Source organism: Flavobacterium johnsoniae UW101 (genome assembly GCF_000016645.1).
In the GTDB taxonomy this organism is placed as follows: domain Bacteria; phylum Bacteroidota; class Bacteroidia; order Flavobacteriales; family Flavobacteriaceae; genus Flavobacterium; species Flavobacterium johnsoniae.
Genome location: NC_009441.1, coordinates 3,021,340 through 3,044,995 on the forward strand (window position 1 = coordinate 3,021,340; position 23,656 = coordinate 3,044,995).

The following is a 23,656-nucleotide window of genomic DNA, read 5'->3' on the forward strand; positions in this document are numbered from 1 at the left end:
TAGTAATTTTGTTAATATAAATTTATGGTATGAGTGTTATTTATCTATTAATTTCAGTAAGTATTTTCGTAGCAGTTTGTTTCTTTATTGCTTTCATTATTGCTGTAAAATCCGGTCAGTACGATGACGATTATACGCCCTCGGTCAGAATTCTTTTTGATGACGAGACAAAAATTACTTCCCAAAATAATAATTCACCAATCGAAGAAAAACAAGTATAAATTATGGAAATGGAACAGTTTTATTACGACAACAAAATTGTAAAAAAATTCATTTACGCCACCATTCTTTTTGGAGTCGTGGGTATGTTAGTGGGACTGACCTTAGCGGTTATGTACCTTTTTCCCAATATCACAGACGGGATCTCATGGCTTAGTTACGGTCGTTTAAGACCTTTGCACACTAATGCTGTTATTTTTGCCTTTGTTGGGAATGCTTTCTTTGCAGGTATGTATTACTCAATGCAAAGATTGCTGAAAGCCAGAATGTTCAGTGACTTTTTAAGTAATCTGCACTTTTGGGGATGGCAGTTAATTATTGTTGCTGCCGCAATTACATTACCATTAGGATATACTTCTTCAAAAGAGTATGCAGAGCTTGAATGGCCTATTGATATTGCTATAGCGTTAATTTGGGTAGTAATGGGAATTAATATGATAGGTACAATGCTTCGAAGAAGAGAGCGCCACCTGTATGTAGCAATTTGGTTTTACCTTGCTACGTTTGTTACGGTTGCTGTACTGCATATTTTTAACAACATCGAAATTCCGGTTTCAGCATTAAAAAGTTATTCAGTTTATGCAGGTGTTCAGGATGCTTTAGTGCAATGGTGGTACGGACACAATGCAGTTGCGTTTTTCTTAACAACACCATTTTTAGGATTGATGTATTATTTTGTTCCTAAAATTGCAAACCGTCCTATTTACTCTTACAGATTATCAATTATTCACTTCTGGTCTTTAATTTTTATCTATATCTGGGCAGGACCTCACCACTTATTATATTCAGCTTTACCAAACTGGGCTCAAAACTTAGGAGTTGCGTTTTCAGTAATGCTTATCGCTCCATCTTGGGGAGGTATGATCAACGGACTTTTAACATTAAGAGGTGCATGGGATAAAGTTCGTGAAGAACCGGTTTTAAAATTCTTCGTAGTAGCAATTACAGGTTACGGAATGGCGACTTTTGAAGGGCCGATGTTATCTCTTAAAAATGTAAATGCTATTGCGCACTATACTGACTGGATCGTAGCGCACGTACACGTAGGTGCTTTAGCTTGGAACGGATTTATGTCATTTGCAATTATTTACTGGTTGATTCCAAGAATGACAAAAACAACTTTGTTCTCTAAGAAACTGGCAAACTTCCATTTCTGGATTGGTACTCTGGGTATTATTGTCTATACAATTCCTTTATATGTTGCCGGATTCCAACAAGCTTCGATGTGGAAACAATTTAATCCAGACGGAACTTTAACTTACGGAAACTTCCTAGAGACAGTTACAGCGATTATGCCAATGTATTGGATGAGAGCTATTGGAGGTAGTTTGTACTTAATAGGAATGCTGACATTAGTTTATAACATCATCATGACAGTTAGAGCTGGTGAGCCAGTTGAAGACGAATTAGCTCAGGCTCCGGCTTTACAAAAAATAAGCAGCAACAGATTGAGCGGAGAAAAATTCCACTCATGGTTAGAAAGAAAACCAATTCAGTTAACTATTCTGGCTACTATTGCCATTTTAATAGGAGGTATTATTCAAATTGTACCAACCATTATGGTAAAATCAAATATTCCAACTATTTCGAGTGTAAAACCATATACACCGTTAGAACTTGAAGGACGTGATTTATATATCAGAGAAGGTTGTGTAGGATGTCACTCTCAGTCAGTTCGTCCGTTTAGAAGTGAAGTTGAACGTTACGGAGTACAGTCAAAAGCTGGAGAGTTTGTTTACGACCATCCATTCTTATGGGGATCAAAACGTACAGGGCCAGATTTATTAAGAGTAGGTGGTAAGTACAACGATAACTGGCACTTTAACCACATGTGGAATCCTCAAAGTACATCGGCAGGATCTATTATGCCAGGATACAAATGGTTATTTGATAACAAACCGCTTGATATTTCATTGACACAAAAGAAAATGAATGCCATGATTTCACTAGGAGTTCCTTATTCAGCACAAGATGTTGAAAATGCACAAAGAACATTAAGAGAACAGGCAGTTAAGATTGAGAAAAGCTTAGAAAGTGATCCTGACTTTGTGAAAAGCTACGAAGACAGCAAGAAAAAAGCAGCTGCAAAAGGAGAAAAATTCATTCCGATGAATGAAAGAGAAATTGTCGCTTTGATTGCTTATATACAAAGACTTGGTACTGATATTAAAGTAAAAGAAACTAAATAACAGCATTATGTTTGAACAAATAAAACACAATATGGAAACGATATCGGGTGTAGAAATTTACCCGATACTTTCCCTCTTGATTTTCTTCTTCTTTTTCGTAGGATTAGGCATTTGGGTGTTTTCTTATGGAAAAGATAAAATTCAGGAAATGAGTAATATACCTTTAGAAGAAGGACAAGTTATAATCTCAAAAGATAGATAAAAAATGAAAAAGTTTTTCCCAGTATATGTTAGAGTACCGTTGATTTTCTTCATCGTATTTGCTTTGATGGAATATTTTATAGATTCAGGCGATAAGCCCGCTTTTATTAAATATCCAATGGTATCTGTCTTTTTATTTGTTTTCTTATTCATTTTGATTGCAATCGAAGTTACACTTAGTGCTGTAAACAGAGTGATGTATCAATTAATGTCTCCGGAAGAAAAAGCAAAATTAGAATACGAAAATAGTTTAAGCTTAAAAGAAAGCACTTGGTTCAAAGAATTAATGCACAAGCTTACTAAGACAGAACCAATGTCTAAAGAAGCTGACTTATTAATGGATCATGATTATGACGGAATTAAAGAGCTAGACAACAATTTGCCGCCTTGGTGGGTGTATTTATTCTATATCTGTATCATTTTTGGAGTAATCTACGTAGTTCGTTACGATGTATTAGGAGCTGACGATCAGGAAATGGAGCTTAAGAAAGAAATGGCTCAGGCAAAAATTGATGTTGAAGAATACCTGAAAACTGCACCGGATTTAATGGATGAAAAAACAGTTGTTTTACTTACAGATGAACCAAGCCTTGCGGCAGGAAAAGAAATCTTTACAAACAATTGTGCAGCTTGTCACAGAGCAGATGCAGGAGGGCAGATTGGTCCAAACTTAACAGACGACCGTTGGATTTTAGGAGGAGGAATTAAAAACTTATTCCACACAATTACAAACGGAGGCCGTGACGGAAAAGGGATGATCGCCTGGAAAGGTACTCTGAAACCAAAAGAAATTCAAAAAGTTGCGAGTTATATTTTGTCTTTACAAGGAAGTAATCCTAAAGATCCAAAAGAAGCAGAAGGTGAAGTTTGGGTAGACGAAAGTGCACCAATCAACGATGCAACCTCAGCTGCACCAAAAAAAGATACCACAGAAGTTAAAAAATAAAATAGAATACCATGTCAAATTTACCAGACGAAGCTTTTAGAGATACCATTGGAACAATAGATGAAGGTGGTAAAAGGAAATTTATTTTTCCCAAAAAACCGTCTGGTAAATTTTATGATTACCGCAAAATAGTCAGTTATGTTTTGCTGGCAATTTTAGTCATAAATCCGTTTATAAAAGTAAACGGAAACCAGTTTATGATGTTCAATATCATTGAACGTCGTTTTAATATCTTCGGATTTCCGTTTTGGCCGCAAGATTTTTACCTCTTCGTAATTTCAATGCTTGTAGGCGTTGTATTTATAATCTTATTTACCGTTGTTTTTGGCCGAATATTTTGCGGCTGGATTTGTCCGCAGACCATCTTTCTTGAAATGGTTTTTCGCCGGATAGAATATTGGATTGACGGTGACCGCGGTTCACAATCACGTTTGGCAAGACAGGAATGGAATGCCGAAAAAATAAGAAAGAGATTGATTAAGTGGACGATTTTCTTTATAATTTCTTTCGCTATTGCAAATGTCTTTTTAGCTTATTTGGTAGGAAGTGATGCTTTGCTGCTAATGATTGAACAAGGCCCAATTCAGCAGGCAAGCAATTTTATTGCACTTTTAATTTTTACCGGAGTTTTCTACTTTGTTTTTGTGTGGTTTCGTGAGCAGGTTTGTATCATTGCCTGTCCTTATGGAAGATTGCAAGGCGTTCTTTTAGATAATAAATCAATCAATGTAGCGTATGATTTTGTTAGAGGAGAAAAAGAAGAAGGAAGAGCAAAGTTTAATAAAAAAGAAGACAGAGCTTTAACCGGAAAAGGAGATTGTATTGATTGTCTTCAATGTGTTCATGTCTGCCCAATGGGAATTGACATTAGAAACGGAACTCAGTTAGAATGTACAAACTGTACAGCTTGTATTGACGAATGTGATCATATTATGGAAAGTGTAGGACTGCCAAAAGGACTTATACGTTATGCGTCAGAAGATGAAATCGTTAAAAAAGAACCTTTTAAGTTCACTGCCAGAATGAAAGGCTACAGTGCAGTTTTATTTATATTATTGAGTATTTTTGTTGGAATGTTGTTTCTCAGAACTGATCTTCAGGCTGTTGTTTTACGTTTGCCAGGGCAGCTTTTTCAACATAAAGGAGAAAAAATAAGCAACGTTTATACTTATAAAATTGTCAACAAGACAATGAAAGATTACAACGATATTCATTTTGAATTAATCGATCAAAAAGGTGAAATTAGAAATGTAGGAAAACAGCATTTTAAAGTACCAAAAGAAGGGATTTCTCAAGGAACATTGTTTATAGAAATTGATGAAGTACTGTTGGAAAGTGATAAAACTAATGTAAAAATTGGTGTGTACAACGGCAAAGAACTTCTAGAAACTACCAAAACAAATTTCTTAGGACCACGAAGTTTTAATTAAAATATATACCATCATGAAAATTAATTGGGGAACAGGAATTGTCATTGCATTTGCATTGTTTATGACCTTTATTTTATATTTTGTTTTTGAAGTACAATCAAATAGTAAATATGACAATGATTTGGTTGTAGAAGAATATTACAAACATGATACGCATTTTCAGGAAGAAATGGCCCGAATTCAGAATGCGCATGATTTACAGCATAAACCTTCAATTAAATTTGAAGAAGAAGGAGTAAAAGTTACTTTTCCTGCCACTTTTGAAAGTGATAAAATAAAAGGTAACATTTTATTATACAGACCTTCAAATAAAAAATTTGATTTTGATACGCAAATTGCCTTAACCAATTCTTCTATAGTTATTCCGCACAAAAAGTTAATTAAAGGACGCTGGGATGTTAATATGGAATGGCAGTATGAAGGTAAAAAATACTTAACGAAAGAAGTTATCTACGTAAATTGATTCGTCTTTTACCCTAAAGTAATACAGTCCCCACGAAAAAAGTCTCGCAGGGACTAGATATTTTTCTGAATTAATTATAAAAACAAATAAAATGTTGTTTTCAGCTTTTATATTAGGTCTTATCAGCAGTCTGCATTGTGTTGGAATGTGCGGGCCAATTGCTATGATGCTTCCAGTTGATCATCAAAATGAAGCTAAAAAAGTAACGCAGATTATTACTTATCATTTAGGAAGGTTAACAGCATATGCAGCAATTGGTTTAATCTTCGGATTATTGGGCAGGGGATTTTTCCTGGCAGGAATGCAGCAGCGAATGTCTATTTTTATTGGTATTGCAATGATTTTAATTGCTTTGATACCAGAAAAAATATTTGCCAGATACAACTTTTCAAAACCCGTTTATAAAGTTATCTCAAACATAAAATCAAGTTTAGGAAGCCAGTTTAAAAAGAAAAGTTATAAATCTCTTTTTACGATTGGTTTACTTAATGGGTTTTTACCTTGCGGAATGGTTTATGTTGCTTTATTTGGGGCAATTGCCATGCAGAGTGCCGGCTTTGGTGTTTTGTATATGTTCCTGTACGGATTAGGAACTATTCCTTTAATGACAATTGTGGTTTATGTAAAATCACTTTTAAAATTACCATTTAGAAATAAGATTCAAAAAGCAATTCCTTATGTTGCAGTAATTATTGGAATTTTGTTTATTCTGAGAGGTTTAGGTTTAGGAATTCCCTATTTATCTCCTTCAAATATGAGTTTGTTTGTTCAGGGAACTCCTAATTGTCATTAAACCGTCATCGAAAACAAATTGGTTTCCGGTGACTTTCTTTTTAAATGTAAATCAAAAGCCATACAGATATTACGAACAAATGGTCTTCCGGCTTCAGTAATTTTTATTTTATTCTCTTCAATTAAAATCAATTGATCGCTTTCTATTTCTTTTAGAGATAATAAAACTTCAGGCAGTTCTTTAAAATATAAAGAATCATTGCTCCATGATGTTTCAAGCTCACAGGTTAAGTTTAAAATATGTTTTCTAATGATAAGATCTTCATCACTTAAAATATGACCTTTTACAACCGGAAGCTGGTTCCATTCTAAAATTTGATAGTAATCTTCCAGGTTTTTAGTATTTTGAGCAAAGCCATACCAGCTGTCGCTAATTGAAGAAACTCCTAAACCAATCATAAGCTGTGTTTTAGAAGCACTGTAACCCATAAAATTTCGATGCATTGTTTTGTTTTGTGCCGAGTGATATAAACTGTCAGACTTTAAAGCAAAATGATCCATGCCAATTTCATGATACCCATTTGCAGAAAGTAATAGTTTACCAGTTTCGTAAAGTTTTCTTTTCTCGCCATCTTTTGGGAGGTTTTCTTCATTAAAACCGCGTTGTCCGTTTCCTTTTATCCAGGGTACGTGAGCATAACTGTAAAATGCCAGTCTGTCTGGTTTTACAGAATTGGTTTTTTCGACTGTATCAATTACATCTTCAACCGTTTGAAAAGGAAGCCCAAATATAATATCGTGTCCTATAGAAGTGTAACCAATTTCTTTGGCCCAAAAAGTTACTTTGGCTACATTGTGAAAAGGCTGAATTCGGTTGATTGCCTTCTGTACTTTTTCAGAATAATCCTGAACTCCAAAACTAACCCGGCGAAAGCCTAAATCATATAATCTTTTTAATTGATCATAAGTAGTGTTATTGGGATGCCCTTCAAAACTAAACTCATGATTTTCGGCTTTATTGGCAAAGCTGAAAATACCATTTATTAAATGCTCTAAATTATGTGCTGAAAAAAAAGTAGGTGTTCCGCCTCCTAAATGAATTTCCTTTATAAGAGGTCTTTCTGGTAATAATTTGCAGTACAATCTCCATTCTTTTAAAACGGCTTGTATGTATTTTTCTTCAACAGTATGATTCTTTGTAATTCGTTTGTTGCAGCCGCAAAAGGTGCACATGCTTTCGCAAAATGGAAGATGAATGTATAAACTTATTCCGTTTTGAGAATTGCTTTCAGAAAACGCTCTCTGAAATGATGATTTCCATTCTTCTATCGTAAAAGCAGCTTCATTCCAATAAGGTACGGTAGGATAACTGGTGTATCTTGGCCCTGGTACATTGTACTTTTGGGTTAGTGAAATTTTCATAAAGACGGATTTAGTTTTCACCAAAATTACTACACGAAACCGGGGTATAAAATGACAAATATCATATTAATTAACAAAAAAAAAGAGACCCATAAAGAGCCTCTTTCTACTGAATTAAATAACTAACATTAAATAGAATCCTGAATGATTTTATGCCATTTTTTCGCAAACATATGATCCTGATAAACGCTTATTTGTTTAATGCGGTCATCATCAAAATCATAGAATGGAATTATTATTTTTCTAGAAGTTTCTTTATCCTGAAATTCAAAATCAATTTTTACGATTGTATCTGAACTGCCTTCTGTAGTTAAAACTAATTTACAAGACGAAACACTCTTTAAATCTACATAAGTAGATTCCTGTTGATTTGGATTGAAATTCATTAAAATGAATTTTCTGTTTTTTTGATCAATCGTAAGTGTTTTGTTGTTTTGAGATTCAGTCAAATCAAATTGCTCTGGATTATTTGGATTGAATTTCTTCTTGATATTTAATATTCTTGATTTGTTTGCAGCGCTCGATCGTGCCGAAAAATACATTGGAATGGCTACTATGATGGCGATCACAATACCAATTATGGTTACACTTGTTTCCATTTTTGATTTAAGTTTTTGGTGAAAAATAAATGAAATGATAAACAGTTTTCAGGTTGAAAACGGTTTACTTATTTGTGAAGAATTGCTCTTCAGAATAAAATTCAAGTTTTATTTACCAGAAAAAATGGAAGGCGTAGAGCAATAACATGATTTTTTTGCTCTGAGCAGTAAACTGATTTGTAAAGTTGAATGCAGATTTAACTGCTTTGTGAGGCGGAATAACAACTAACAGCGCATCAAACCATTTGATGACAACGGCTGTATCTGTTTTAATATTTGCAGCAAATTGATAACTGCCCTGAGGCTGAATAAATGCTGATGAATCGGCTGTTTCTTTGCAGAAATTGGTATCCGTTTTTTGACTTTCATTTTTTTGCACAGGAAACTCGTTTGCCTGAGCAGCAAAAAGTCCGATGATCAAAAGTGATACAAAAAATATGGTTTTACGAATCCAATTCATGGCTGCGAATTTAGTTCATAAAACACAATAAATGAAATTTTAAGTGCTAATTACTTCTTAAAAGTAGCTTTATTATTTTATCCTCAACATTTGTAGAATAGTTGAGGATAAAATTATTTATTGCTGCATTTTAAAGTAATAGTCGGCTGAGTGTTTTCCTCCTCCGTAAAATAAGAAGAAGATGCAAAGCAGTAAAACTACTATGGCAAGAATTAAACTTTCAGAGTGCATGCGTCCCATAAAATTAACGAGAACAGCACCAAATAGTACAGGTAATTGAGCTGCAATTGCCCAGCGGGTAAGCAGCCCGAATACAATCATTATGCCTCCAATCATGTGGGCCGGTGCAATATAATGCAGAAGAAACATTCCGCCCCCAAACTGATCTATAGGAGAAATTAAATCATGTAAATACTGAATGTTTGTTACAAATGAAATTCCTTTCATAAATAAAAAAACACCCAATATAATACGCACCAAATCTACTGGTAAATAAGTATGCGAATTAGCCCACTTATTTAAGCTTTTAACATTTTCCATGATACTACGTGATTAAAAATTACATATAAAGTTACTAATTTTTAATGATATATTTAATTTAAGTATCTGAAAATGAGTTTTTTGATATTTATTTAACAGCTTTTCAAAATTTTAAAACTGCTAAACCTGAATAACTCCCAAATTAAATGGTTTTTGAATAGGAGCGTGGTTTGCTGCTTCGATTCCCATTGAGATCCATTTGCGGGTATCAAGCGGATCGATAATAGCATCTGTCCATAATCTTGATGCCGCATAATATGGAGAAGTCTGCTCGTCGTAACGTGCTTTTATTTTATTGAATAATTCTGCTTCTTTGGCTTCATCAATAACTTCGCCTTTAGCTTTAAGCGAAGAAGCTTCAATTTGCGCTAAAACTTTAGCTGCCTGAGTTCCTCCCATAACAGCAAGTTCTGCACTTGGCCATGCGAAAATTAATCTTGGATCATAGGCTTTTCCGCACATCGCATAATTTCCTGCACCATAAGAATTACCTACAATTACTGTGAATTTTGGTACAACAGAATTGCTTACTGCGTTTACCATTTTAGCACCATCTTTAATAATTCCGCCATGTTCAGATTTTGAACCTACCATAAATCCGGTAACATCTTGTAAAAATACCAGCGGAATCTTTTTTTGATTGCAATTTGCAATAAATCGGGTTGCTTTGTCTGCGCTGTCAGAGTAAATTACGCCTCCAAACTGCATTTCGCCTTTTTTGGTCTTTACCACTTTTCGCTGGTTCGCCACAATTCCGACAGCCCAGCCGTCTATTCTGGCATAACCGGTTATTAATGATTGTCCGTAACCTTCTTTATACGCTTCAAATTCTGAATTATCAACCAAACGTTTTATGATTTCCATCATGTCGTATTGATCTGTTCTGGCTTTTGGTAAAATTCCGTAAATGTCATTTTGGTCTAAAGCAGGTTTTTCAGCTTTGATTCGGCTGTAGCCGGCTTTATCAAAATCACCAATTTTATCTACAATATTTTTAATTTTATCTAAAGCATCTTTGTCATCTTTAGCTTTATAGTCTGTAACTCCAGAAATTTCGCAGTGTGTTGTTGCACCGCCCAGAGTTTCGTTGTCGATAGTTTCTCCAATTGCTGCTTTAACCAAATAACTTCCGGCAAGGAAAATACTGCCTGTTTTGTCTACAATTAAAGCTTCATCGCTCATAATGGGCAGATAAGCACCTCCGGCAACACAGCTTCCCATAACGGCAGCGATTTGTGTAATTCCCATACTGCTCATTTGAGCATTATTTCTAAAAATGCGTCCGAAATGTTCTTTGTCAGGAAAAATTTCATCCTGCATAGGCAGGTAAACTCCGGCACTGTCTACTAAATATATAATTGGAAGTCTGTTTTCGATTGCAATTTCCTGCGCTCGAAGATTCTTTTTTCCTGTTATTGGAAACCAGGCTCCGGCTTTTACCGTCGCATCATTCGCAACCACAATGCATTGCTTTCCTTTTATGTATCCTATTTTAATTACAACTCCGCCAGACGGACATCCGCCGTGTTCAGCGTACATTCCTTCGCCGGCAAAACCGCCAATTTCAATACTATTTGAATTTTCATCTAATAAATAATCGATACGTTCACGAGCCGTCATTTTTCCTTCGGCATGTAATTTTTCAATTCGTTTTTCGCCTCCGCCCAATTTTACTTTGGCAAATTTTTGTTTTAATTCTGAAAGTAAGAGTTTATTGTGATCTTCGTTTTTATTGAAGTTTAAATCCATGATATAATATTGATTTTACAAAATAGTGTTGGCTAATTTACAAAATCAATTGAAATAAACCGATTGCTTTGTGAATTAAGAAAAAGTTTATATTTCTGTTTCTATGTGTTTAAATCAATTACACCAATTATTTTTCTTTAATTTGCTTTTTCATACCAATTAGTATTTTTATGTCTAAAGCTGCCAATACCCGACTTACTATTCTTCATAAAGCATTTGAATTGATATACACTAAAGGATATCAAACTACTAGTGTTGATGAAATTATTGCAACTACTCAAGTTACAAAAGGAGCTTTTTATTATCATTTTAAAAATAAAGATGAAATGGGAGTTGCAATTATAGAAGAAATTCTAAAGCCGACAATGCAGGAACATTTTATAAAACCAACTGAAGTTTCTCAAAATCCAATAGAAGATTTTTATAATATGATTTCATATCTGTTATTAGAAGATCCTTTTTTGCAGGTAAAATATGGCTGTCCGGTTGGAAATCTTACTCAGGAAATGACGCCCTGGAATACTAAGTTTAGCGAAGCTTTGACTGAATTAGTCAATTTATGGAAAACTACAATTATAAATTCAATTGAAAAAGGTAAAGAATCTGGTTTGATTCGCAAAGATGTTATTGGTGAACAAGTAGCTTTTTTTATCCTTTCAGGCTATTGGGGAATACGAAATTTTGGAAAACTTCAAAATGATAATTCAGTATATCTTATTTATTTAGAAGAGCTTAAGAAATATTTGGACGGTTTGAAATAAAATTATTTTTTAAAACATACTAATTAGTATGTTTTTTGAATATATTTGCATTGTCTAAATCAAAAAACAATGTATCAAACTCTTTTATCAGGCCATTCGTTTATAAGATGGCTCGTATTGTTAAGCTTATTATATTCTATGTATATCGCTTACAAAGGTTATTCTCAAAAACTTCCTTTTACCAAAAAAGATAATCTCATCCGGCACTGGACAGCAACAATTGCTCATATCCAGCTTCTTTTTGGAATTTTGGTTTATATGCAGAGTCCAATTGTGAAATATTTCTGGAGAAATTACAAAGATGCTTTTCTAAATCTGGATGCTTCATTTTTTGGAATTATTCATATCTTTTTAATGTTAACTGCGATAGTTTTTATTACAATTGGTTCGGCTTTAGCCAAAAGAAAACTTTCTGATGAGCAAAAATTCAGAACCATGTTTTTGTGGTTTTCAATTGCTTTGATAATTATTTTTATTGCCATTCCGTGGCCATTTTCTCCTCTTGCAAGCCGACCTTATTTTAGATAATTATGAAAAATTTATTAAATACAAATACCGGACGATTACGAATTATTGGTTTCCTTGAAGGAACATCACTTTTAATTCTGCTTTTTATTGCAATGCCAATGAAATATGTTTTTGAAATGCCATTTTTAACGAGACCTGTTGGGACAATTCATGGCGCTTTATTTCTGCTTTTTGTTTTTAACACTTTAAGTGTTGGAGTAGAGCAGAACTGGAAATTTAAGGACACAACCTGGAAAGTACTTTTGGCCTGTGTAATTCCATTTGGTACTTTTTACATCGATTCTAAGATTTTAAGTAAAATTCAAAACCATTAAAATTTATGATTTTTGTATTCAAAACAAACGTTGACAGCATTTCGAAAGTAAAGAAAGTTACCCCAAAACTGAATCGGTTATTTCCCAATTCAAAATGGAATTTTGATCTCGAAGATTGTGATAATATTCTGCGATTTGAATGTAAAGATGATAATATTGAAAAGGTAATTTTTTTAATGAAAGTAATTGGTTTCGAATGTGAAGCCTTATAAAAACAGAAAACATCCGTTGCAGCGGATGTTTTTTTTTATATAAACGATTGTGTGTAATTAATTTAAACACATAGAAACATAGGTTTTTAGTTTTCTTAATAAAGATTAAAAAAAAAATGATATATCATTTACACATAGGCTATATTTGTTAATGCAAATGAAATTGCCTTTTGCGAAAACAAAATCTATGTTTCTATGTGTTTAAAAATATTTAGAATTGCAGATTATTTTTTAGGAGCGCAAACCATTCGTTTTAGCATTGCCCATTGTTTTAATGCATCACGAGCTTCAACAGCAGGATAACCCAGCATTGTTTTTCCGGCAGGAACATCTCCAGTAACACCAGATCCGGCGCCAATTACAGCTCCGTCACCAATTGTGGTATGGTCTTTTATTGAAGCGCTTCCGCCAATAATAACTCCGTTTCCTAAAGTTACAGAACCTGCTAAACCACTGTTTCCAGCCATAATACAGAATCGGCCTAATTTACTGTTATGTCCAATTTGTACTAAATTGTCAATTTTACAGCCGTCGCCTAAAACGGTCGAACTGAATTTTCCACGGTCAACGCAGGAATTGGCTCCGATTTCAACTCCGTTTCCAATGATTACGTTTCCAATTTGAGGAATTTTTACTAAACCTTTTTCAGTACAAGGACGAAATCCAAAACCATCGGCTCCAATTGTAGCATTTGGGTGAATAATACAATCACTTCCAATATGACAACGCTCACGTACAACGCTTCCTGACCAGATAATGGTGTTTTTTCCAATAGTACATTCATCCAAAATGGTAACGTTTGGGTAAATCGTTGCATTAGCACCAATTTCAACTTTAGGTCCAATATAACATCCCGCACCAATTTTAGCACCTTCACCAATTACAGCTGTTTCGTCTATAGTGGCGGTTTTGTGTATATTGTTATGGAATATTGGTGTAGGAGGAGCAAAAAGAGCAAGGATTTGTGACATCGCCAAATCTGCATTTTTAACCTTAATAAAAGCGCGATTTTCACCAGGTTCAATCGAAATATCCTCGTTTACAACTGCAATTGAAGCATTTGATGTCGACCAGTATTTTTCGTATTTTTTATTTCCTATAAAAGAAATCTCTGAAGTTGTAGCTTTTTCTAATTGCTCAGTTGCGGTAATGTTCTGCGAAGTAGTGCCGTAAATTACGCCATTAATTACTTCATTAATTTCTTGAATTGAATAGGATCTCATTGACAATTTTAATCGACTTAGGGTTAATTTTTGCCAAATAAAACAAATTAGATTTTAATTACCTAATAAATTTTTTATGTTTCTTAATAAATATTTAAAATAGAAGTCTAAATATTACAAAATTAACATTTTAACTATTAAATTACTGAAAGTTTTTTAATGTTTGGAATTGCTGTAGCTGTGTTTTTGACTTAATTGTCTTAAATTTTGATGCTGTAGGAAATAAATAATTTAATTGATAAGTAGCGACTTACATTTGTTTTGTTAATTGTTTAGTTCAGTGAAGATTAAAAAAAAGCGATTCGCTTTTTTTTGAAGGAATCGCTTGTAGAATTTATTCTTTAATTTTTGATAGTGAAATGGCATTTATGCAGTATCGTAAACCTGTTGGAGGAGGTCCATCAGGGAATACGTGTCCTAAATGCGCGTCGCATACATTACAGACAACTTCAACACGTATCATGCCGTATGATTTGTCTGCATGATAACCAATTGCATTTTCTTTAATTGGCTGTGTAAAAGAAGGCCAGCCTGTTCCTGATTCAAATTTTTCACTCGCATCAAAAAGAACAGTTCCGCAGCATTTGCATTCGTAAATTCCAGGATCAAATAAACTGCACATTTCAGAGCTGAAAGATCTTTCGGTTCCTTTTAAACGTGTTACCTGATATTCTTCAGGAGTTAAAAGCTGTTTCCATTCTTCTTCTGTTTTCTCTACTCTTTTATCCGGAGTTGGATTTCCTTTATTTGTAAAATGAATTACATCTGCCCATTTTATCATAACTATTTTTTTTAGTTTTCAGTCTCAGTTTTCAGTCTCAGTACAGTCTCAGTTTATTGAAAACTGAGACTGCGACTGAATACTATTCCTCTTCCTTCTGTCCCATCATCATTAAATAGGCTTTCAGGAATGCATCTATATTTCCATTCATAACGCCGTCGACATCGCTGGTTTCATAACCTGTACGAACGTCTTTTACTAATTTATAAGGCTGCATAACGTAGTTACGAATCTGCGAACCCCATTCGATTTTCATTTTTCCGGCTTCAATATCGGCACGTTGAGCTTGTTGTTTCTTTAACTCAATTTCATACAATTGAGAACGAAGCATCTGCATAGCACGCTGTCTGTTGTCCTGTTGTGATCTTGTCTCAGAACACTGAATCTGGATTCCGGTTGGTTTATGTACTAATTGAACTTTTGTTTCAACTTTATTTACGTTCTGTCCTCCGGCACCACTTGATCGTGACGTTGTAATTTCAATATCGGCAGGATTAATGTCAATTTCGATACTGTCATCAACAAGCGGATAAACATATACAGACACGAATGAAGTATGACGTTTAGCATTACTATCAAAAGGAGAAATTCTAACCAGACGGTGAACTCCGTTTTCGCCTTTTAAATACCCAAAAGAATAATCGCCTTCGAACTCTAAAGTTACAGTTTTAATTCCTGCTACATCACCTTCCTGAAAGTTAAGTTCTTTTATTTTGTAACCATAACTTTCTCCCCACATCATGTACATACGCATCAGCATTCCGGCCCAGTCACAACTTTCTGTTCCTCCGGCTCCGGCCGTAATTTGAACTACTGCACTTAAACTGTCACCTTCGTCAGAAAGCATGTTTTTGAATTCGATGTTTTCTATATGAGACTGAGTTACATTGTATTGTTCGTCTAATTCTTCTGTAGAAAGCTCACCTTCTTTATAAAAATCATAAGCAAGCTGTAATTCATCTGTTAGAGATACGGCTTTATCATAATCTTCAATCCATTTTTTCTTGTTTCGAAGATTTTTTACAATGTTTTCTGCTTCCTTAGGATTGTTCCAAAAGTCAGGAGCAAAAGTTTTTTCTTCTTCGTTTGCAATTTCGATTAGCTTGGCATCAACGTCAAAGATACCTCCTCAACGCACCAAGGCGCTCCACAATACCTTTTACTTGTTCGGCTGTTGTCATAAATTAATAACTTGTTTTAGATGTTTTTTGTTGATATTGCATTGGTTTAGATTTTAAAACCCAATGCTTAATTTCGTTGTACAAAAATAAGATTTAGTTTTTAGAATACAGCTATAAATTATGGTGCAAAAAAGAGAGATATTTGAGAACTAATTTTTTAGTAAAAACAATTGTTTAGAAAAATAAGAAATCAATTTTTGAATTATTAATGCTAGTTTTATATGTTTTTTATAAATATTACGTTAATTTGGTTCTATGTAATCTCTAAGTTAAAATTTATTAAAACTTGAGATTATTAACAAACAGTTATACGTAATTTTGCAGTCCAAAATATATAGTTTTATATGGAAATAAATTTAATCAGCGATACCATTACTAAGCCTACGTATGAGATGCTTCAGTATATGTTTAACGCTCACGTTGGCGACGATGTATACAAGCAAGATCCTACGGTTATCGAATTAGAGACAAGAGTAGCCGAGTTTTTTGGTATGGAAGCTGGACTTTTTTTTCCGTCTGGAACTATGGCAAATCAAACTGCAATTAAACTTCATACACAGCCGGGTGAACAGTTAATTGCTGATAAATATGCTCATGTTTTTCATTATGAAGGAGGAGGAGTTTCTTTTAACAGTGGTGTTTCATGCTGTTTGTTAGATGGAGACCGCGGTATGATAAATGCAAAACAGGTTGCTGCAGCGATAAACGATCCGGAATTTTACCATAGTCCGCTGACGAGTTTGGTTTGTGTAGAAAACACAACAAACAAAGGCGGAGGTGCTTGTTATGAATTGCAGGATTTAAGAGATATTAAAAAAGTTTGCGACGCTAATAATTTGAAGTTCCACTTAGACGGTGCCAGAATTTGGAATGCATTGGTTGCTAAAAGACAAAACCCGAAGGAATTTGGAGCTATTTTCGATACTATTTCAGTTTGTTTGTCTAAAGGATTAGGAGCTCCAATTGGTTCTGTTTTGCTTGGAAGTAAAGCTGATATTCATAGAGCGTTGAGAATCAGAAAGATATTAGGTGGTGGAATGCGTCAGGTAGGTTATTTGGCTGCAGCGGGATTATATGCTTTGGCAAACAATATTGAACGTCTTGCCGAAGATCATCGCAGAGCAAAAGAAATTGGAGCAATTTTAAGCACCAAATCTTGGGTGGCTTCAGTAGAACCAGTTGAAACAAATATTTTGATTTTTTCATTAGCAGAAGGCTACAGCGACCAGCTTTTGATAGAAAAATTAAAACAAAAAAATATTTTAATAAGCTCTTTAGGTCATAATAAACTTAGAATCGTTACGCATTTAGATTATAAAGAGGTAATGCATACTTATGTAGTTGAAACGCTTTCGAAGATTTAGGAAAGAGGGACAAAGGTTTAGAGGGGCAAAGGTTAAAAAAAAAGACGCATTATTTGCGTCTTTTTTTTGATTCAAGGTTTTCATAATAAAAAACCTTTGTCCCTTTGTATCTCTGAACCTTTGTTTCTTAAAATTATTTAAACAAATTATCCATTCCAGGAATAGAAGGCATGTCCATTCTGGCAACAGCATCAAGTTCTCTTTCATTTACACTTGTTGCTTTTTCGATTACTTTGTTTAGAGTTACAACTAAGTAATCTTCTAATTGTTCTTTATCTTCTAAAAGAGAATCATCGATAGAGATTGATTTTACTTTTCTATTTGCAGTAACTGTAATTTTTAATAATCCGTCAGCGCTTTGTTCGTCAATTAAAACAGTATCAAGGCGTTTCTTTGTATCTTCAATTTTTTGCTGGGTTTCTTTAAGTTTACCCATCATTCCCATTAAATCCATTTTTTGTTGATTTTAATATTATTTCATACAAAATTAGTATATTGCTGTATGATTACAATAGAATATTTTATGAAAAATTTAATTTCGTTCTATATGTGATTGTAGTATTTTTGCGTCTCCGAATTAAAAACCTAATGCTTAATTAAATCAATGCAGAACGATATACTGGCTCCAAAGGCTAAAGAAATTCCAAAATCATTAAAGAAACATAAAGAAACAAGAATCGATAATTATTTTTGGCTGAATGACAGAGAAAATCCAGAAGTTATCGATTATCTGAATAAAGAAAACGAATACTACCAAAAATCGACCGCTCATACAAAAGGTTTACAAGAATCTTTATATGAGGAAATGAAAGGAAGAATTAAAGAAGACGATTCGTCTGTTCCTTATTTCTACAACGGTTATTTCTACATTACACGATTTGAAACGGGACAGGATTACCCTATTTTCGCCAGAAAAAAAGGAAGCCTTTCGGCAGATGAAGAAATTCTTTTTAATTGCAATGAATTAGCAAAAGGCCACGCGTATTTTAAATTAGGAGGTTTAAGCATAAGTCCGGATAACAAATTTGCGACTTTTGGAACCGATATTGTAGGAAGAAGAATTTATACAATTCAAATTAAAAACCTCGAAACAGGAGAAATTCTGGCAGATAAAATCGAAAATGCTACAGGAGGATCAGTTTGGGCCAATGATAACAACACTATTTTTTATACCAAACAGGACGAAGTTACTTTAAGAGCTGATAAAATTTTCAGACATAAATTAAATACAGATTCAGCTTCTGACGTTTTGGTTTATAATGAAACCGACGATACTTTTAATGTTTCGGTAAACAAAGAAAAATCAAGAAAATATATTGTAATTAGTTCAGGAAGTACTTTAACGACTGAATATAGAATTCTGAATTCTGATAATCCAGATGGAGAGTTTGAGGTATTTCAGCCTCGTGTACGCGGTTTAGAATACAGTATTTCTCATTACGAAGATTCATTTTATATCTTAACGAATAAAGATAAAGCGACCAATTTTAAGCTGATGAAAACGCCTGAAAATAAAACAGGCAAAAAAAATTGGGTTGATGTGATTCCGCATAGAGAAGATGTTTTATTAGAAGATATTGAGATCTTTAAAAACTATTTAGTGGTAGAGGAGCGTTCTAATGGTTTAAACCATATTAGAATTATGCCCTGGAATGACGAACCAGATTATTATCTGCCATTTGGAAGTGAAACTTATAGTGCTTTCACTACTACAAATATTGATTTTGATACCGATATTCTGCGTTACAGTTATCAGTCGCTGGCAACACCTTCTTCGGTAATTGATTTTAATATGAAAACTAAAACCAAAGAGATCTTAAAAGAGCAGCAGGTTTTAGGCGGAAAATTTGATAAAGAAAATTATGTAGAAGAACGTGTTTGGGCAACTGCCAGAGATGGCGTAAAAGTGCCAATTTCGATGATTTACCGAAAAGGGTTACAGAAAAACGGTAAAAATCCGTTACTTCTTTATGCTTACGGTTCATACGGAATTACAATGGATACTTATTTCTCATCAACTAGACTTTCTTTATTAGACCGCGGATTTGTTTATGCAATCGCGCATATTAGAGGAGGAGAGGACTTAGGAAGACAATGGTATGAGGATGGAAAACTGTTAAAAAAGAAAAATACCTTTACAGATTTCATCGATTGCTCTAAATTTGTAATAGACGAGAAATATACTTCGCCAGAACATCTTTATGCTGAAGGTGGATCTGCAGGAGGACTTTTAATGGGTGTTATTGTAAATGAAGCACCAGAATTATACAACGGCGTTATTGCTCAGGTACCTTTTGTAGATGTTATTACAACAATGCTGGATGACAGTATTCCGCTTACAACAGGAGAATATGACGAATGGGGAAACCCAAATAATAAAAAGTATTATGATTATATGTTGTCGTATTCACCTTACGACAATGTAAAAGCGCAAAATTATCCTAATATGTATGTGTCTACAGGATTACATGATTCGCAGGTACAATATTGGGAGCCAGCTAAATGGGTGGCCAAATTGAGAATTTTAAAAACAAATAATAATCAATTGTTTTTAGATACTAATATGGATGCCGGACATGGCGGGGCTTCAGGACGTTTTGAGGCTTTAAAAGACTTAGCAAAAGAATTTAGTTTTTTATTAGATTTAGAAAAAATTAAAAGCTAATTAGAAATTTTTTGTTAAATTTGCAACCTATCAAGGTTATTTAAAAATACCTTCGATTAACTATTTTTTTATGAAAGAAGAAATAAACGCTTATAATAATGTTTTAGAGTTAATAGGTAACACCCCACTTATTAAACTAAATAAAATCACCGAAGAGTTAGAAGGAAATTTCTACGCAAAGGTAGAAGCTTTTAATCCAGGTCATTCCTCAAAAGATAGAATAGCGTTATATATTATTGAAGAAGCCGAAAGAAAAGGAATATTATCACCAGGCGACACCATAATTGAGACAACATCTGGTAATACAGGTTTCAGCTTAGCGATGGTAAGTATAATAAAAGGGTATAATTGTATTCTGGCTGTAAGTTCAAAATCATCTAAGGACAAAATTGACATGCTGCGAAGTTTAGGAGCAAAAGTGTATGTCTGTCCGGCCCACGTTTCTGCAGATGATGAAAGATCTTATTATAATGTAGCAAAACGTTTACACGAGGAAACAAAAGGTTCAGTTTACATTAATCAATATTTCAACCAGCTAAATATTGATGCCCACTACAACACTACAGGTCCCGAAATCTGGGAACAAACAAAAGGAAAAATTACACATCTTATTGCTTGCAGCGGAACCGGAGGAACAATTTCAGGAACGGCGAAATTCTTAAAAGAGCAAAATCCGAATATTAGAATCTTAGGTGTTGATGCTTTTGGATCAGTATTGAAAAAATATCATGAAACAAGAGAGTTTGACAGCAAAGAAATTTACCCATATCGTATAGAAGGTTTAGGTAAAAATTTAATTCCATCAGCTACAGATTTCGATATCATCGATAAATTCATGAAAGTGACCGATGAAGAAAGTGCACACTCAGCAAGAGAAATCACTCGTAAAGAAGGTTTATTTGTTGGTTATACATCTGGAGCAGTAATGCAGGCGATTAAACAATATGCAGAAGAAGGTGAGTTTACAAAAGACAGTAATATTATAGCGATTTTCCCTGATCATGGTTCACGCTACATGAGTAAAGTATTCAGCGACGACTGGATGAATGAACAAGGTTTCTTTGATAGTGTTAATGAAGAAGAAGCTCAAAAAATTGAATTTGTAAAATAAGATTTATCTTAAATATATTTAAAACTCCATTCGCCAAGAATGGAGTTTTTTTTATTAATCATATTTATTTTATTGTCTAAATTGTATCTTTTGTGGAGAAATCTTGTTTTTTGCAAATGTTAAATATTGGTATTTATTTAGAAATACAGTATTAATACGTAGGAAATAATGTTTTTGATTGAAATAAAATTATAATTTTAATAAAAAATCCTAAAGTATAACAATCTGATTTAGAGTCAAAATCATCAAATTTGGTTGTTTTAACGATTTTTTAGGTTACTTAACGAAGAAATTTTCGACGAACAGCATATTAACATAGATTAGCGGGTGTAAAATTAACACACTTAGTTTTAACCCTTTAAATCTATTATCATGAAAAAAATACTACTCTCGTTGCTGTTTGTAAGTTATTTGAATGTTGATGCTCAAAATCCAATTCAGGAGTTTAATTTCAATGGAACTTTAAATAATACCTCTAATACAACTTCTTTCATGGGGACAAATGATTTTGTTGCTGATAGGACTGGAGCTGTGGGAAAAGCCCAAAGACTAAACAATAAAGCGTTAGAAGCTGTAATAGATAATCTGCCTCAGGCTAATACAGCAAGAACAATAAGTATTTGGGTTAAATTTAATGATATTGCTTCGGCAAATTATATTTGGGGTTACGGCTCGGCTTATAATGCACAGTATTTTGGCTTATTGCAGCAAGGTACAACATCATCAAACTCAGATTTAAGTCTGGCAGGATGGGGAGCAAGTAATGATGTTATTGTTTCGACTCCATTAGCAAAAGGAATTTGGTACCAATACACGATAACATTTGATGGAACTGTTTCCAAAATGTATAGAAATGGAGAATTGTTGAAGTATATAAGCGGTTTAAAGCGTTCTACAAACGGAAATATATTTAGATTAGGAGAAATCAATACATTGGTAGGAATCAATGCTGATATAGACGATTTAAAGATTTATAATATTGCTTTGACAGATGATCAGGTTTTGGAGTCTTATAATAGCTCAAAACCACTTATTCCGGCGATTTCAGAAACAACAACTACAGCAAAAGCAGTAAAGGGAATAGCAAAAACTAAAACCAATATTAAATCAGCAGGATCAGGTTCAATAATTGCAGCTGCTGATTTAAATGCGGGTTCAAAAAATATCGAAGTGTTTTCACAAGGGCAGAAGGTACTGGGGAATAATAGTTCAATTACTATGAGCGATCTTCCGGAAGGAACTTATCTGTTGAAAATAACAAATACACCAGGCAAGAAAATTACTTCGAAATAAGGCATTACTTTAATTTTAAATAGTTAGTTAGTTTTTTTATATTTTTTAGCAGCAATCAGGTTTTGGAATACGAAAAAAGCCTTCTGGAATTTCAGGAGGCTTTTTGATTTTTGAGTATTCAAATAACTTCATGCTTCGTTAAAATGATTCAGAAAAAGGTGTGTTTTTATTTTTGTGAGAATTCTATATTTGTGTGTAAGAATTGCTTGGTGATGTTGAATTAAAATTATAGTTTTAACAAAATTTGTAAAAATATAATTAATATTTTAAGAAGCAGAAGGCTTTTACTGTGACTTATATTATTGAAAAACATATAAAATATACCATATAATCTCTTTTTGCATATGAAAAAAACATTACTCACTTTCTTGTTTGTGAGTTTTTTAAGCGTGAACGCTCAGAATCCCGTTCAGGAATTTAATTTTAATGGAAATTTAAATAGTGCTGACAATTCTATTTCGTTTTTAGGCTCGCCAACTTTTGCTCCAGACAGGCTGGGTGTGGCAAACGGAGCTTTACGATTAAATAATAAAGCATTTCAGGCTGTAGTTGGCGATCTTCCGCAAGCTAATAAACCAAGAACAATTTCTGTTTGGGTTAAATTTAATACCATAACACTGCCTAATTATGTTTTAGGTTATGGTACAGCAGTAAACGGACAGTATTTTGGTTTGTCACAGCAAACAGCGGCAGGAGGAAATTCAGATGTAAGCCTGATAGGCTGGGGAGATGCAGGTAATGTTGTGGCTTCTGTTCCGCTTGCAAAAGATACTTGGTATTTTTATAGTATTACCTATGACGGAAATGTTTCAAAAGTATATCGTAACGGAGTATTAATAAAAACTGCTGAAGGAATTTCGCGTGCTACAAAAGGTTATATTTTAAATATCGGAAAACTGAATACATCGACAAGTATTAACGCTGATATTGATGATTTAAAATTATATACTGTAGCAATGACAGATGAACAGGTTATGGAATCGTATAACAGTTCAAAGCCGGTTCCTGCGGTAACTGAAACTGCACCAATTTCTACTGCAAGAAAAGTAACTATTCTGCCTGCTAAGACCTCATTGTCTTCAAGTGCTGCTCCTCCGGTTGAATCTTATAAAATGAGTAAAAATGTTGAGGTTTTCTCACAAGGCAAACAAATTCCAGGAATTAACGCTTCTAATATCACCGATTTACCAGAAGGTACTTATTTGATTAAAGTGACAAATGGCGCTCCAAAAAAGTAATTGGTAATTTTTATATATAAAAAAGCCTTCTGAAA

Annotated in this window: 25 protein-coding genes; 16 read left to right on the forward strand and 9 right to left on the reverse strand. The window is 33.7% G+C overall.

Translation table 11 applies throughout. From position 1 onward, the window contains the following. The first annotated feature begins 29 nt into the window (after nt 1–29). The 7 genes from ccoS (at nt 30) to FJOH_RS13190 (ending at nt 6,241) form a co-directional block, all read left to right on the forward strand. Complete coding sequence (ccoS, locus tag FJOH_RS13160) at nt 30–221, forward strand: cbb3-type cytochrome oxidase assembly protein CcoS (RefSeq protein WP_044047718.1); 192 nt, start codon at nt 30–32, stop codon at nt 219–221. Nucleotides 222–224: 3 nt separating this feature from the next. Beyond that, complete coding sequence (ccoN, locus tag FJOH_RS13165) at nt 225–2,408, forward strand: cytochrome-c oxidase, cbb3-type subunit I (RefSeq protein WP_012024603.1); 2,184 nt, start codon at nt 225–227, stop codon at nt 2,406–2,408. A 7-nt stretch (nt 2,409–2,415) separates the two neighbouring features. Continuing rightward, on the forward strand, nt 2,416–2,610 hold the full coding sequence (locus FJOH_RS13170) for a cytochrome c oxidase subunit IV (RefSeq protein WP_044047719.1): 195 nt from the start codon (nt 2,416–2,418) through the stop codon (nt 2,608–2,610). A gap of 3 nt (nt 2,611–2,613) precedes the next feature. Beyond that, nucleotides 2,614–3,555, forward strand: coding sequence for a cbb3-type cytochrome c oxidase N-terminal domain-containing protein (locus FJOH_RS13175; RefSeq protein ID WP_012024604.1), 942 nt, complete (start codon nt 2,614–2,616; stop codon nt 3,553–3,555). Nucleotides 3,556–3,566: 11 nt separating this feature from the next. Further along, a complete protein-coding gene (ccoG, locus tag FJOH_RS13180; protein ID WP_012024605.1) occupies nt 3,567–4,985 on the forward strand; it encodes a cytochrome c oxidase accessory protein CcoG in 1,419 nt (472 codons plus the stop codon). 13 nt (nt 4,986–4,998) lie between these two features. Then, complete coding sequence (locus FJOH_RS13185) at nt 4,999–5,448, forward strand: FixH family protein (RefSeq protein WP_012024606.1); 450 nt, start codon at nt 4,999–5,001, stop codon at nt 5,446–5,448. A gap of 91 nt (nt 5,449–5,539) precedes the next feature. Then, on the forward strand, nt 5,540–6,241 hold the full coding sequence (locus FJOH_RS13190; protein WP_012024607.1) for a sulfite exporter TauE/SafE family protein: 702 nt from the start codon (nt 5,540–5,542) through the stop codon (nt 6,239–6,241). On the opposite strand, the gene hemN is transcribed toward FJOH_RS13190, so the two are convergent. The 5 genes from hemN to FJOH_RS13215 form a co-directional block, all read right to left on the reverse strand. Beyond that, nucleotides 6,238–7,602, reverse strand: coding sequence for an oxygen-independent coproporphyrinogen III oxidase (gene hemN / locus FJOH_RS13195; protein WP_012024608.1), 1,365 nt, complete (start codon nt 7,600–7,602; stop codon nt 6,238–6,240). The genes FJOH_RS13190 and hemN overlap by 4 nt on opposite strands. Before the next feature lie 128 nt (nt 7,603–7,730). Then, nucleotides 7,731–8,201 (reverse strand): hypothetical protein, encoded by a 471-nt coding sequence (locus FJOH_RS13200; RefSeq protein WP_012024609.1) that lies wholly within the window; start codon nt 8,199–8,201, stop codon nt 7,731–7,733. Nucleotides 8,202–8,313: 112 nt separating this feature from the next. Beyond that, nucleotides 8,314–8,661 (reverse strand): hypothetical protein, encoded by a 348-nt coding sequence (locus FJOH_RS13205; protein ID WP_012024610.1) that lies wholly within the window; start codon nt 8,659–8,661, stop codon nt 8,314–8,316. Between the two features lie 117 nt (nt 8,662–8,778). Beyond that, on the reverse strand, nt 8,779–9,201 hold the full coding sequence (locus FJOH_RS13210; protein WP_012024611.1) for a DoxX family protein: 423 nt from the start codon (nt 9,199–9,201) through the stop codon (nt 8,779–8,781). Nucleotides 9,202–9,321: 120 nt separating this feature from the next. Further along, a complete protein-coding gene (locus FJOH_RS13215) occupies nt 9,322–10,950 on the reverse strand; it encodes an acyl-CoA carboxylase subunit beta (protein ID WP_012024612.1) in 1,629 nt (542 codons plus the stop codon). A gap of 170 nt (nt 10,951–11,120) precedes the next feature. On the opposite strand from FJOH_RS13215, the gene FJOH_RS13220 reads away from it, so the two are divergent. The 4 genes from FJOH_RS13220 to FJOH_RS13235 all read left to right on the forward strand — a co-directional run bounded on the left by FJOH_RS13220 (nt 11,121) and on the right by FJOH_RS13235 (nt 12,765). Continuing rightward, nucleotides 11,121–11,711, forward strand: a complete 591-nt coding sequence (locus FJOH_RS13220) for a TetR/AcrR family transcriptional regulator (protein ID WP_012024613.1) — start codon at nt 11,121–11,123, stop codon at nt 11,709–11,711. 69 nt (nt 11,712–11,780) lie between these two features. Then, nucleotides 11,781–12,239, forward strand: coding sequence for a hypothetical protein (locus FJOH_RS13225; protein ID WP_012024614.1), 459 nt, complete (start codon nt 11,781–11,783; stop codon nt 12,237–12,239). Nucleotides 12,240–12,241: 2 nt separating this feature from the next. Continuing rightward, nucleotides 12,242–12,553, forward strand: a complete 312-nt coding sequence (locus FJOH_RS13230; RefSeq protein WP_012024615.1) for a DUF3817 domain-containing protein — start codon at nt 12,242–12,244, stop codon at nt 12,551–12,553. A 5-nt stretch (nt 12,554–12,558) separates the two neighbouring features. After that, nucleotides 12,559–12,765 carry a hypothetical protein gene (locus tag FJOH_RS13235; protein WP_012024616.1) on the forward strand — a complete coding sequence of 69 codons (207 nt, stop codon included), beginning with the start codon at nt 12,559–12,561 and terminating at the stop codon, nt 12,763–12,765. Nucleotides 12,766–12,989: 224 nt separating this feature from the next. Here the strand turns inward: FJOH_RS13235 and lpxD are convergent, their stop codons facing one another. From lpxD to prfB, 3 genes are all read right to left on the reverse strand, one after another. After that, nucleotides 12,990–13,988, reverse strand: coding sequence for a UDP-3-O-(3-hydroxymyristoyl)glucosamine N-acyltransferase (gene lpxD / locus FJOH_RS13240; protein WP_012024617.1), 999 nt, complete (start codon nt 13,986–13,988; stop codon nt 12,990–12,992). A 334-nt stretch (nt 13,989–14,322) separates the two neighbouring features. Further along, nucleotides 14,323–14,769 carry a peptide-methionine (R)-S-oxide reductase MsrB gene (msrB, locus tag FJOH_RS13245; RefSeq protein ID WP_012024618.1) on the reverse strand — a complete coding sequence of 149 codons (447 nt, stop codon included), beginning with the start codon at nt 14,767–14,769 and terminating at the stop codon, nt 14,323–14,325. Between the two features lie 82 nt (nt 14,770–14,851). Next, nucleotides 14,852–15,950 (reverse strand): peptide chain release factor 2 gene (gene prfB, locus FJOH_RS13250; RefSeq protein ID WP_121361670.1). Its coding sequence is split into 2 segments (ribosomal slippage): nt 14,852–15,886 and nt 15,888–15,950, totalling 1,098 coding nucleotides; the frame shifts between segments, so codons are not numbered across the junction. A gap of 344 nt (nt 15,951–16,294) precedes the next feature. Here prfB and FJOH_RS13255 point away from each other — a divergent pair. After that, nucleotides 16,295–17,314 (forward strand): threonine aldolase family protein, encoded by a 1,020-nt coding sequence (locus tag FJOH_RS13255; RefSeq protein WP_012024620.1) that lies wholly within the window; start codon nt 16,295–16,297, stop codon nt 17,312–17,314. 133 nt (nt 17,315–17,447) lie between these two features. Here the strand turns inward: FJOH_RS13255 and FJOH_RS13260 are convergent, their stop codons facing one another. After that, nucleotides 17,448–17,768: a YbaB/EbfC family nucleoid-associated protein gene (locus FJOH_RS13260; protein WP_012024621.1), complete on the reverse strand. Its 321-nt coding sequence runs from the start codon at nt 17,766–17,768 to the stop codon at nt 17,448–17,450. Between the two features lie 150 nt (nt 17,769–17,918). Here FJOH_RS13260 and FJOH_RS13265 point away from each other — a divergent pair, with 150 nt between their 5' ends. From FJOH_RS13265 to FJOH_RS13280, 4 genes are all read left to right on the forward strand, one after another. After that, complete coding sequence (locus tag FJOH_RS13265) at nt 17,919–19,979, forward strand: S9 family peptidase (protein WP_012024622.1); 2,061 nt, start codon at nt 17,919–17,921, stop codon at nt 19,977–19,979. Between the two features lie 70 nt (nt 19,980–20,049). Next, nucleotides 20,050–21,090: a PLP-dependent cysteine synthase family protein gene (locus tag FJOH_RS13270; protein WP_012024623.1), complete on the forward strand. Its 1,041-nt coding sequence runs from the start codon at nt 20,050–20,052 to the stop codon at nt 21,088–21,090. Nucleotides 21,091–21,462: 372 nt separating this feature from the next. Then, nucleotides 21,463–22,383, forward strand: a complete 921-nt coding sequence (locus FJOH_RS13275) for a LamG domain-containing protein (protein ID WP_012024624.1) — start codon at nt 21,463–21,465, stop codon at nt 22,381–22,383. Between the two features lie 344 nt (nt 22,384–22,727). Then, the gene (locus FJOH_RS13280) at nt 22,728–23,621 is read left to right on the forward strand and encodes a LamG domain-containing protein (protein WP_012024625.1); all 894 of its coding nucleotides are present in this window, start codon (nt 22,728–22,730) and stop codon (nt 23,619–23,621) included. Nucleotides 23,622–23,656: the final 35 nt, after the last annotated feature.